This is a genomic window from Citrobacter sp. NCU1, from assembly GCF_010231475.1.
Taxonomy (GTDB): Bacteria; Pseudomonadota; Gammaproteobacteria; order Enterobacterales; family Enterobacteriaceae; genus Citrobacter_D.
In genome coordinates this window covers 1-11550 of the sequence record NZ_NRDO01000056.1, presented here as the reverse complement: position 1 = coordinate 11550, position 11550 = coordinate 1, and the positions used below count along the sequence as shown (strand labels likewise).

At 49.8% G+C, this 11550-nt stretch carries 8 protein-coding genes and 4 pseudogenes; 9 read left to right on the top strand and 3 right to left on the bottom strand.

Annotated features, from left to right (window positions below; genetic code table 11):
- From CJP72_RS17860 to CJP72_RS17850, 4 genes and pseudogenes are all read left to right on the top strand, one after another.
- Positions 1-232 (top strand): annotated as a pseudogene (locus CJP72_RS17860) (hypothetical protein); the annotation flags it as partial.
- Positions 233-469: 237 nt separating this feature from the next.
- Entirely contained in the window at positions 470-673 is a 204-nt protein-coding gene (locus CJP72_RS26365; RefSeq protein WP_446714978.1) for an IS66 family transposase, read from the top strand.
- The gene (locus CJP72_RS26360; RefSeq protein WP_446714977.1) at positions 633-974 is read left to right on the top strand and encodes an IS66 family transposase; all 342 of its coding nucleotides are present in this window, start codon (positions 633-635) and stop codon (positions 972-974) included. The genes CJP72_RS26365 and CJP72_RS26360 overlap by 41 nt, the downstream gene beginning before the upstream one ends.
- A 480-nt stretch (positions 975-1454) precedes the next feature.
- On the top strand, positions 1455-2924 hold the full coding sequence (locus CJP72_RS17850) for a sensor domain-containing diguanylate cyclase (RefSeq protein WP_162382683.1): 1470 nt from the start codon (positions 1455-1457) through the stop codon (positions 2922-2924).
- A 268-nt stretch (positions 2925-3192) separates the two neighbouring features.
- On the opposite strand, the pseudogene CJP72_RS17845 reads toward CJP72_RS17850, so the two are convergent.
- Positions 3193-3492: pseudogene (locus CJP72_RS17845) on the bottom strand (IS3 family transposase); the annotation flags it as partial.
- Between the two features lie 6 nt (positions 3493-3498).
- Here CJP72_RS17845 and CJP72_RS17840 point away from each other — a divergent pair.
- Positions 3499-3854, top strand: a pseudogene (locus CJP72_RS17840) (aminoglycoside phosphotransferase); the annotation flags it as partial.
- Between the two features lie 180 nt (positions 3855-4034).
- A pseudogene (locus CJP72_RS17835) lies at positions 4035-4521 on the top strand (IS5 family transposase); the annotation flags it as partial.
- A gap of 234 nt (positions 4522-4755) precedes the next feature.
- On the opposite strand, the gene glpQ reads toward CJP72_RS17835, so the two are convergent.
- Together glpQ and glpT are read right to left on the bottom strand one after the other, a co-directional pair.
- Positions 4756-5832, bottom strand: coding sequence for a glycerophosphodiester phosphodiesterase (gene glpQ / locus CJP72_RS17830; protein WP_162382682.1), 1077 nt, complete (start codon positions 5830-5832; stop codon positions 4756-4758).
- A gap of 67 nt (positions 5833-5899) precedes the next feature.
- Positions 5900-7258 carry a glycerol-3-phosphate transporter gene (gene glpT / locus CJP72_RS17825; RefSeq protein WP_162382681.1) on the bottom strand — a complete coding sequence of 453 codons (1359 nt, stop codon included), beginning with the start codon at positions 7256-7258 and terminating at the stop codon, positions 5900-5902.
- A gap of 270 nt (positions 7259-7528) precedes the next feature.
- Between glpT and glpA the strand changes: the two genes are divergently transcribed.
- From glpA to glpC, 3 genes are all read left to right on the top strand, one after another.
- Positions 7529-9157, top strand: coding sequence for an anaerobic glycerol-3-phosphate dehydrogenase subunit A (gene glpA, locus CJP72_RS17820; RefSeq protein ID WP_162382680.1), 1629 nt, complete (start codon positions 7529-7531; stop codon positions 9155-9157).
- Positions 9147-10406, top strand: a complete 1260-nt coding sequence (gene glpB / locus CJP72_RS17815) for a glycerol-3-phosphate dehydrogenase subunit GlpB (protein ID WP_162382679.1) — start codon at positions 9147-9149, stop codon at positions 10404-10406. Before glpA ends, glpB begins: the two co-directional genes overlap by 11 nt.
- Positions 10403-11550: anaerobic glycerol-3-phosphate dehydrogenase subunit GlpC (gene glpC, locus CJP72_RS17810; protein ID WP_162382678.1), on the top strand; the 1148-nt coding region annotated here is incomplete at its 3' end. The genes glpB and glpC, both read left to right, overlap by 4 nt.

The window sequence follows — 11550 nt, the reverse complement described above, 5'->3', positions numbered from 1 at the left end:
CTTTGGTGATAAAAACAAAGCCGACGAAATGCTGAAAAAAGCACTGGCGATCAATCCTGATGGCATCGATCCAAACTATTTTTATGGCGACTTTTTGCTGAAAGAGAAAAAGACTGACGAAGGAAAACGCTATCTGGAAAAGGCTCTTAAAGCACCGGCTCGCCCGGGACGTGAGATTGCCGACCAGGGACGCCATCGTGATATAGCAAAAGACCTGGAAAGTATTCAGTAAAATATACAGCCCCTGCGTTGTTATTACGCCTGGGGTTGTTGGTTTTAATAATCCGTGTCACCTTTCCTCATTGGCGAAATCTCCGTGCTTGTACTGGTACCTCAAGGTAGTTTCTTACGTAGTTGAGAGTCGGCGCCTGGGTAACGCTGGGCGGATGGACAGCGGGGAAAGAGAAAACAACGTCCGCTTCACGCCCTGAGACATTCTACAAGTTTTTTATGGCTCCAGTAGGGTGAGTTGTACGCGGTAGAAGAGGAAATACGCGGCCTCCCGACAGCAGAGCGACTGGCAGCCAAACAATCCCAAAGCAAGCCACTGCTGGCATCCCTGCATACGTGGTTGGTGGAGAAAAGCGCAACGCTGTCGAAAAAATTCCCGGTTGGGCGAGGCGTTCGCTTATGTGCTCAATCAGTGGGGTGCGCTGTGCTACTACTGCGATGATGGCCCTGCAGAACCTGATAACAATGCAGCGGAACGAGCGTTACGGACGGTATGTCTGGGTAAAAAGAACTACATCTTCTTCGGGAGCGATCACGGTGGCGAGCGTGGCGCGCTGCTGTATGGTCTGAGCGCCACATGCAGGCTGAACGGTATCGCTCCGGAAACCTGCCTTCGCCATATCCTGAGCGTGTTGCCGGAGTGGCCGCCGAAAAAGTGGTTGAACTCCTGCCATGGAACGTGGATCTCACCAATAAATAGCAGTCAATACGGCGCTCACTTAACGACTGCACAAAAACGATAAAACACAGGGATAAGCAATAAAAATTAAACCGATGAGAACCAAGCTAAAGTTCAACATCTTTATGCATAAATTAAACATTCGAATTGAATGTGTTGAGTATATTACATTATAAGGTCGCGGTTAACGGCGGTTTGACGCAGACCAGTTCGCTTATGTTTACCAGTGAATTTTTGATGCTAATGATGTAAAAAACATGCAAAAAACAATTAATTATTCAATTATTTTTAAACTCAGTAGCCTAAAATCCCCATACGTAATACCCTGTGGGGGTGTGAACGTATAGCGTCTGGAGCGAAATTCGTACGTAAGGTATACAGTCAGGCATGGTGTGGGAGTTCATCGACAAGATGCTTCTGAGAAAACGATACTGGATAAAACGGGGATATCACGGACGACCTTTTACAGTGTAAAAAGAGAGGGCCCTGACAGAGTAACCCCGAGTTACACGCGAAATGGTGAAAAGATAAGGCGAGGTTTAAAATGCAAGAAAGCAGGGTCAACATCAGCCGAATTCATTTCCTTTATGAGGCATTGGTCAAGAGGCATGCTTCGCTTGAAGATACCTACCACGCTATACTTGATGAAGGATTAAAAGCATTCAACCTGTCGCTGGGTATTATTAGTCAGATAGAAGGTGACCGTTACTCTCTGCTTGCAGTCTCACCAAAAGGAAAAGATATTTCAGCGGGAATGACTTTTGACATAAAAAACACTTATTGCCAACAGGTCGTCAATGAAAGAAGAATAATAAGTGTTGAACATGCTGGAGAGCACCCTGATTTTAATACTCATCCCGTCTACATTAGTATGAAACTTGAAACTTACATCTCAGCACCGATATGGGTAAGGGGAAAAATATGGGGTACACTTAATTTCTCCTCTACTCAGATAAGCACAGTTTCTTTCTCTAAAGATGATCATGAGTTCATTGGTTTAATGGCTGATGGCATTGGTTCGTTAATTGAGATGAGCTTATTAATAAGTGAAAATGAAACAATTATTTCAGCGCTAAGAAAAAACAACGAAATTCTCGAAAGCATTTTTAAAAACTCAACCATAGGCATGGCATTGGTAGCGCCTTCTGGCCTTTGGATGAAAGTTAACAGTGCCTTGACCAGAATGCTGGGATATACTGAAAATCATTTGCTTTCCATCAACTTTCAAAAAATCACTCACCCTGATGATTTAACCACAGATTTACAGCTATTAGATTCGCTTTCTCGAGGAGACATTCCTTTCTACCAATTAGAGAAGCGATATCTGACAGCAGCAGGGAATTATATCTGGATACTTCTTAGTGTTTCTCTGGTGAGAGAAAATAATGGCAATGTGAAATATTACATAGCTCAAATCCAAAGTATTGATGAGCGTAAAAAAATGGAGATGGAACTCAAAAAGCAAAAAGAGGAGTTGTATAATGTCAATATTATTTTAGAGCGGATGGCAACAGAAGATAGTCTGACGGAAATCGCCAACCGCCGAAAATTCATGCTCTGGTTTGAGAGTGAAATGACCAGAATTGCACGCCATCCCGCCCCTGTATCACTTGCCATTGCAGATATCGATTTTTTTAAATCATATAACGATAATTATGGTCACCAAGAAGGAGATGTTGCCCTAAAGAGTATAGCCAAAGAACTCAATCATACTCTACGAAGCCTAGATAAAATCGCACGGTTTGGCGGGGAGGAGTTTATCATGCTTTTCCCTGAAACAGATAAGATAGGCTGCTTTTTGGTCTGTGAACGATTACGCAAAAGCGTTGAACATCTGACTACACTAAAAAGAACTGTCACGATCAGCATTGGTGCAGTAACCTGCCATCCGAAAGAAGGGGTACTTGTTCGATTTGATGATTTATTGAAAGTAGCGGACTCAAACCTCTATGAAGCGAAAAGTTCTGGGCGAAATCAGGTAAAAGTAGTCAACTTAGAGAACTATCAGGATTAATTTTTCCTATTTTAATTTAAGGTTACTTGTTCCTCAAAAAAATTGGCTTAGATCATGACCATAGCGAGAACCTGAATTTTGATGGCAATGCATTTTTTCATATGAATGACCATCAGCCATAATTTATGGTATGGTGCTTATTTATAGCGGCCCATCGCTGCTATGATGAAGATTAACTCATTAATTAATAGATATGTCTTCCAAACCAGACCTTAAGTTAACTCCAGCACCTTCAAAATGATCCTACCCGCGTAATGTGGACACGCCTCTAAGCGAAGGTTGGGTTTTCGAACTGTTCCGGCTGAGACCACCACATGCACTGTGGCGAAGCCAGCGATTGTAATCACACGCGATATCATTAAACACCGTTACACGCATTATTTCCCGGCTGGCAAACCGCTCTCTGTGGATGCTCTCCACTTTCAGCGAGTGGAAGAAGCTTTCCGCACACGCATAATCGTAGCAGTCACCCCGGGCGCTCATGCTCCCCCCAGATTATGCCGCTAAAGCAGATCCTGATAGTCCGATGAACACGATCCGTGTGAACGATAACGTGTTCCGGACGCTTAACCAAAGTTTGGTTTCTGGCGATAGCAATGCTGGCAACTGGGGAAGAAGAGATAACGGTGACCAGGTTCTTTTTGACGGGAGAGGTTTGGAAAAGGGAGTCCCGCTATCGACTAGGCCCCTCTTATAAAGGGAATGGGCACGAAGCAAACGTTTATTGACCTTGCAGAACATTATTGCCGATTATATTTCTATAATAATCACAATTGGTTAGCGAGAGAAATTGCTATTACCAAAGCGTGGATTGTTACTGAAGTAGTTGTGCTGATTGATGAACGGCAAAAGACAGCATTTCCCTTATATATCAAATGGTATAAGGAACATCTTCCCGACTGGTTAGATAACGTAGTAAAAATGCTTTGAATGAATAATGGTTATTTAACCGTGCTACCAATTATAGGCTGAAATGTCTGTTCCTCATTCATAGCAGTCCGATGATAGCTTTATGGTTGGGTTTGTGCCAAAAATGACACAACCAACATTATGGTGTGTTAATCAATGGGGTACAGGTCAGTTAATCTACGCGATTATGGGGTGGAGTTTTCTATGGATGGCTGCATGACCAAATCGCCGCTGGCGGGCTCAAAAAAACAGGCCACAACCCCACTGACCGGGGGAAGCAGGGCGTAAAGCGTAGCCTGATGACCGACGCAAACGGGTTACCGCTTTCTGTGGTTGTCTCAGGGCCAAATACGCACGATATAAAGCTGGTCGCAGATACCCTAGACGCCCTTCAGACTGGCAGACCCGGCAAAAGCTGTGCATGGACAAAGGCTATGAAGCGGAATGGCTGGAGGCCTATCTGAAAAGCCGTCGTTATGAACCTCATATCCAGTCGCGGAAAGAGGAATCCGATGCCATCAGAATGACAGATTTTAAAGCGCATCGCTGGGTGGTGGAGAGAACGCGCAGCTGGATGAATCGTTTCCGTCGCATACTGACGCTCTGGGAGAAGAAAGTTGAAAACTATGAAGCGATGCTGCACTTTGCCTGCGGCATCATTGTCTGGAATAAAATCCTATTGGGATAGGCTCTAATTAATTAAATTTTAAGATATTCGTGCTGAATAGTGGATTTATGCGTAAAATGTAAGCAAACCCTCTAAATATTATTTCATTCATAATAAAGATGCATTTCAAATGGCAGCAATCCTCGGAGCGACTCAGAGAATTCATTAGCAATCGTTGACGCAACAAAACTGCACCTTACTCAGTGGGTTTTCCACCTTTGGGGTGCAGTTTTGCAGCGCTATCCGCGCGAGCCGTTATTTTTTATTCAGGAATATGACCGCTTTATCCGGGAAGTCGGTGAATACCCCGTCAACACCGGCCTGGTTATACAGAATGTCGTAAAGCTGGTTTACGTCAGTCGCATAGTCCGGTAGCAGGTCAGCACGCACGGTAAAAGGATGCACCATCATCTTATTCTGATGAGCCTCCTGGACCATACCTGTCAGCCGGATATTCCCTTTCTTCGACTTTTCATCAACCAGCATATGGTAGTCCGGGCCGATGCCATCAGCATATTCCGCGATTTGCTTCATCGCACCAGGCTTAAACATCCAGTCGTAGTTGTAATTAACCCAACTGCCGTCTGCCTGTTTCTGCTGTGTTTCGTTCCAGTCTGTGTACGCAATCAGCTGAACCAGGTTGAGATCCATCCCCATTTTTGGTTCCAGCTCATGTTTGATGCGCTTGAGTTCTGCGGCATCAAAACACTGCAAATACACGTTATCCTTCTTACCGGTGTAACCGTACTTTTTCAGTACTTCCAGCGTCTTCGCCGCGATGTCCTTCCCTTCCTGGTGATGGAACCACGGTGCTTTCATTTCCGGGTAAATACCGATGTTCTTACCGGTAGAGTGATTCAGCCCCTGGACAAATTCGATCTCTTCTTCAAAAGTATGAATACGGAAATCAGATTTCCCCATCGGGAAGCGCCCTGGATAACTCTGCACTTTCTTACCGTTTACAATGTCGAAACCTTCGGTAAATTTCAGCGACTTAATTTCATCCAGCGTGAAGTCAATGGCGTAGTAGCGACCGTCTGGACGCGCACGGTCTGGAAAACGCTCGGCAACATCGGTAACCCGGTCAAGATAATGGTCATGTAGGACGACTAAACGGTCGTCTTTCGTCATCACCAGATCCTGTTCCAGATAATCTGCACCTTGCGCATACGCCATCGCTTTGGCTGGCAGCGTATGCTCAGGCAGATAGCCACTGGCGCCACGATGCGCGATCACTGTTTTGTCACTTTTATCGGCGGCAACCGCGCAGCTTCCCATCACCATTCCGGTCATCATCAGCGCCATGCTCAGGTTCTTTAGCGTTGTTTTCATTTAGTTAATTCCCCTCTACGTTTAATTGTATTTTATTAACTGCTGCTACTTTTTTGTTTTTCTTTTATTAACTACCGCTGCGTTTCAGCGCCAGCTCTTCGTGATGACGTTTTTCGCCAATCATCACTACCACAAGCAGAATAACTGCCAGCACACTGCCGCCGATCATCACCATGAAACCGCCGTCCCAGCCGAAGAAGTCAACGGTGTAACCCACAATGGCGCTCGCTGCCACAGAACCACCCAGATAACCGAACAGGCCGGTAAAGCCCGCTGCCGTACCTGCCGCTTTCTTCGGTGCCAGTTCCAGCGCGTGTAAACCAATCAGCATGACCGGACCATAGATAAGGAAGCCGATTACGATCATACACGCCATGTCCACACCTGGATTACCCGCCGGGTTCATCCAGTAGACGATAGTGGCGATAGTTACCAGCGTCATAAAGAACACGCCGGTTGCCCCACGGTTACCACGGAAGACTTTATCCGACATCCAGCCGCACAGCAGCGTGCCCGGAATACCGGCGTATTCATAAAGGAAATAAGCCCAGGAGGATTTATCCAGCGCGAAATGTTTCACTTCTTTCAGATAGGTCGGTGACCAGTCGAGGATGCCGTAACGCAGCAGATACACAAACACGTTAGCAATCGCGATGTACCACAACAGTTTGTTCGGCAACACGTACTGCATAAAGATTTGCTTCGCCGTCAGCTCTTCTTCTGCTTTCTCGTTGTAATCGTCCGGATAGTCGTTTTTGTACTCTTCGATAGACGGCAAGCCACAGGATTGCGGCGTATCACGCATCATCGCAAAGGCAAAGAACGCAACAATGATCGCGCCAAACGCCGGCATGTAAAGTGCCGCTTTCCAGTCGTTAAACCAGGCCATACCCAACAGGAACAGCAGCGGCGGAATACCGCCACCAACGTTATGCGCACAGTTCCAGACAGAAACAATGCCGCCACGCTCTTTCTGCGACCACCAGTGCACCATGGTGCGGCCACACGGCGGCCATCCCATCCCCTGGAACCAGCCGCAGAGGAACAACAGGGAGAACATGATGGCAATGCTGGACGTTGCCCACGGCACAAAGCCCATGAACAACATGACTGCCGCCGCCAGAATCAGGCCAGCGGGCAGAAACACGCGCGGATTCGAACGGTCAGACACTGACCCCATGATGAACTTTGAAAAACCGTATGCAATGGAAATCCCTGACAAAGCAAAACCAAGATCGCCACGGGAAAAGCCCTGCTCGACCAGATACGGCATTGCCAGAGCAAAGTTTTTACGTACCAGATAGTACGCAGCGTAACCAAAGAAAATCCCCAAAAAGATTTGCCAGCGCAACCGACGATACGTCGGGTCAATCTCTGCCGCTGGCAAACGCGCACTGTGCGGCGCGGGTTTAAAAATACTTAACATATATAGCCTCCGTGGCCGTATTTAGTTTTGAGATAGACACCGCAGTTCGTTCAAACAGCCCCTCTGTTCCCAGAGTGGCCGCGATATTAAGGAAAGACACATGGCGTTAATGTGAATTACTGCACATCTTGTTACGGCTTTATGATTAATGTTCAAAAAGGCGCACGGAATCACGTTTCAATTTCGATTGGTGAGCGATTGTGCGCGAAATCAAACAAAAAATATTTTTTATATGGCTAAATGATAAAAAACGAACAATGAGGAAAAACAATGAAAACGCGCGACACGCAATCAAGTGACGTGATTATCATTGGTGGAGGGGCCACCGGTGCAGGGATCGCCCGCGACTGTGCGCTGCGCGGATTACGCGTCATCTTAGTCGAGCGTCATGACATCGCGACTGGCGCAACAGGCCGTAACCACGGATTGCTGCACAGCGGCGCGCGTTACGCGGTGACGGATGCCGAATCCGCGCGCGAGTGTATTAGCGAAAATCAGATCCTGAAAAGGATTGCTCGCCATTGCGTAGAGCCAACCGACGGCCTTTTTATTACCCTGCCTGAAGATGAATTATCCTTTCAGGCCACCTTTATTCGCGCCTGTGAAGAGGCCGGTATCCGCGCTGAGGCAATCGATCCCCAACAGGCGCGGATCATTGAACCTGCGGTAAACCCTGCGCTGATCGGTGCCGTCAAAGTGCCGGATGGCACGGTTGATCCTTTCCGTTTAACCGCCGCCAACATGCTGGATGCGAAAGAGCATGGCGCAACCATTTTAACGGCGCACGAAGTGACCGGGTTAATTCGCGAAGGGGCAGCGGTGTGCGGCGTCAATGTGCGCAATCATCTGACGGGCGAAACTCAGTCTTTGCACGCGCCGGTTGTCGTAAACGCCGCCGGAATTTGGGGGCAACGCATCGCCGAGTATGCCGACCTCAGTATCCGCATGTTCCCGGCGAAAGGCTCACTGCTGATCATGGATCATCGTATCAACCAGCATGTGATCAACCGCTGCCGTAAACCATCCGATGCCGATATTCTGGTTCCTGGCGATACCATTTCGCTCATCGGTACGACCTCGACACATATCGATTACAACGAGATAGACAGCAACCGCGTGACCGCCGAAGAGGTAGATATCCTGCTGCGAGAAGGTGAGAAGCTGGCGCCGGTGATGGCGAAAACGCGCATTTTACGCGCATACTCCGGTGTGCGTCCGCTGGTCGCCAGTGACGATGATCCGAGCGGGCGTAACGTCAGCCGTGGCATTGTGCTGTTTGACCACGCCGAACGTGATGGTCTGGATGGCTTTATCACCATTACTGGCGGGAAGCTGATGACCTACCGCCTGATGGCGGAATGGGCAACCGACGCCGTTTGCCGCAAACTGGGCAACAGCCAGCCCTGCGTTACGGCGCAAACCGCACTGCCCGGCTCGCAGGAATCTACCGAGCACACACTTAAACGCGTGATTTCCCTGCCCGCACCGCTACGCGGCTCTGCCGTCTATCGCCACGGCGATCGTACGCCAGCATGGCTCAGCGAAGGGCGTCAGCATCGTAGCCTGGTCTGTGAATGCGAAGCGGTCACCGCCGGTGAGGTTCAGTACGCGGTTGAAAATTTAACCGTGAACAGCCTGCTGGATTTACGTCGCCGTACCCGTGTCGGGATGGGAACCTGTCAGGGCGAACTGTGCGCCTGTCGTGCCGCCGGTCTGCTACAACGTTTTAATGTCACCACCGCCGCGCAATCTATTACCCAGCTTTCTCAATTCCTCAATGAACGCTGGAAAGGGGTACAACCTATTGCCTGGGGTGATGCGCTGCGCGAGAGTGAATTCACCCGCTGGGTTTATCAGGGATTATGCGGTCTGGAGAAGGAGCAGCTGAATGAAATTTGATACGGTCATTATGGGCGGTGGTCTCGCCGGATTACTGTGCGGCCTGCAACTGCAAAAAAACGGACTCCGCTGCGCTATTGTCACCCGTGGTCAAAACGCGCTGCACTTTTCCTCCGGTTCGCTGGATCTCCTGAGCACGTTGCCGGACGGCCAGCCCGTCACCGATATCAACACGGGTCTGGAATTATTGCAGGAACAAGCGCCAGCGCATCCCTACTCCACCATCGGCTCGCAACATGTGCTGACTCTGGCACAACAAGCGCAGGACTTGCTGGAGGCGTGCGGCGCCCGTTTACACGGCAACGTTTCAAAAGCGCATCAGCGTGTCACACCGCTGGGCACCTTGCGCACGACCTGGCTCAGTTCACCGGAAGTGCCAGTCTGGCCGCTTGCCGCCCAACGCATTCATGTGGTGGGGGTAAGCGGCCTGCTGGATTTTCAGGCGCACCTTGCGGCAGCCTCTTTGCGCCAACTCGGTCTGGAGGTAGAAACCGCAGAAATTGAACTCCCCGAACGGGATGTCTTACGCGATAACCCGACCGAATTTCGCGCGGTGAATATCGCCCGTTTGCTGGATAACAAAGAACAGTGGCAGTCGTTGTATGAAGCGCTGCTGCCGATCGCGAAATCCGGCGAGATGATCATTATGCCTGCCTGCTTCGGACTGGCGGACGACTCACTCTGGCGCTGGCTTAATGAACGTCTGCCTTGTTCGCTGGCGCTACTTCCCACTCTACCGCCTTCCGTTTTGGGAATGCGTCTGCACAATCAACTGCAACGTCAGTTCGTGCGCCAGGGCGGGATCTGGATGCCAGGTGATGAAGTGAAAAAAGTGACCTGTAAAAATGGCGTCGTGAGCGAAATCTGGACCCGCAACCACGCCGATATTCCGCTGCGTCCTCGCTTTGCGGTACTCGCCAGCGGCAGTTTCTTTAGCAGTGGTCTGGTAGCCGGTCGTGATGGCATACGCGAACCTATTCTCGGGCTGGATGTTCAACAAACGGCAACCCGCGCCGAATGGTATCAACGTGATTTCTTTGACCCGCAGCCATGGCAACAATTTGGCGTGACCACCGATAGCGCGCTTCGGCCATCACTTGCCGGTAAAACAGTCGAGAACCTGTTTGCCGTAGGTTCAGTGCTCGGTGGTTTCGACCCTATCGCCCAGGGTTGCGGCGGCGGCGTCTGTGCGGTCAGCGCATTACATGCCGCTCATCAAATAGCAGAACGTGCAGGAGGCCAGCAATGAGCGACACGCGTTTTGAAAGTTGTATCAAATGCACAGTGTGCACCACCGCGTGCCCGGTGAGTCGGGTCAATCCCAGCTATCCTGGCCCCAAACAGGCCGGGCCGGATGGTGAACGTCTGCGCCTGAAAGACGGGGCGTTGTATGACGAAGCGCTGAAATACTGTATCAACTGCAAGCGCTGTGAAGTGGCCTGCCCGTCGGACGTCAAAATTGGCGATATTATCCAGCGCGCACGCGCGAAATATGACACCACGCGTCCGTCGCTGCGTAACTTCATTCTGAGCCATACCGACCTGATGGGCAGCGTCTCCACGCCGTTCGCGCCAGTGGTGAATACCGCCACATCGCTGAAACCCGTGCGTCAGTTGCTCGATTATGCGCTGAAAATCGATCACCGCCGCACACTGCCGAAATACTCTTTTGGCACTTTCCGTCGCTGGTATCGCAGCGTGGCGGCGCAACAATCGCAATACAAAGATCAGGTCGCTTTCTTCCACGGCTGTTTTGTTAACTACAACCATCCACAGTTGGGTAAGGATTTGATTAAGGTGCTCAATGCGATGGGCACCGGCGTGCAGTTACTGAGCAAAGAGAAATGCTGCGGCGTGCCGCTGATCGCCAATGGTTTTACCGACAAAGCGCGCAAACAGGCGATCAGCAATGTTGAATCGCTGCGCGAAGCCATCGGTGTGAAAGGCATTCCGGTAATTGCCACCTCTTCAACCTGTACCTTTGCCCTGCGCGATGAGTATCCCGAAGTGCTGGACGTGGATAACGCGGGCTTGCGTGAGCACATTGAGCTGGCGACCCGCTGGCTGTGGCGCAAACTGGATGAAGGGAAAACCCTGCCGCTGAAAACGCTACCGCTCAAAGTGGTCTACCACACGCCGTGCCATATGGAAAAAATGGGCTGGACGCTCTACACGCTGGAGTTGCTGCGCAAAATTCCGGGTCTGGAGTTAACCGTGCTGGACTCCCAGTGTTGTGGGATTGCCGGAACATACGGTTTTAAAAAGGAAAACTACCCGACATCGCAGTCTATCGGCGCCCCGCTGTTTCAGCAGATTGAAGAGAGCGGCGCAGATATCGTGGTCACCGACTGCGAAACCTGTAAATGGCAAATCGAGATGTCCACCAGCAAACG

Coding starts and splice junctions, on each gene's coding strand:
- glpT (WP_162382681.1), bottom strand. CDS start 7,258: ATGTTAAGTATTTTTAAACCCGCGCCGCACAGTGCGCGTTTGCCAGCG.
- glpQ (WP_162382682.1), bottom strand. CDS start 5,832: ATGAAAACAACGCTAAAGAACCTGAGCATGGCGCTGATGATGACCGGA.
- glpB (WP_162382679.1), top strand. CDS start 9,147: ATGAAATTTGATACGGTCATTATGGGCGGTGGTCTCGCCGGATTACTG.
- CJP72_RS17850 (WP_162382683.1), top strand. CDS start 1,455: ATGCAAGAAAGCAGGGTCAACATCAGCCGAATTCATTTCCTTTATGAG.
- glpA (WP_162382680.1), top strand. CDS start 7,529: ATGAAAACGCGCGACACGCAATCAAGTGACGTGATTATCATTGGTGGA.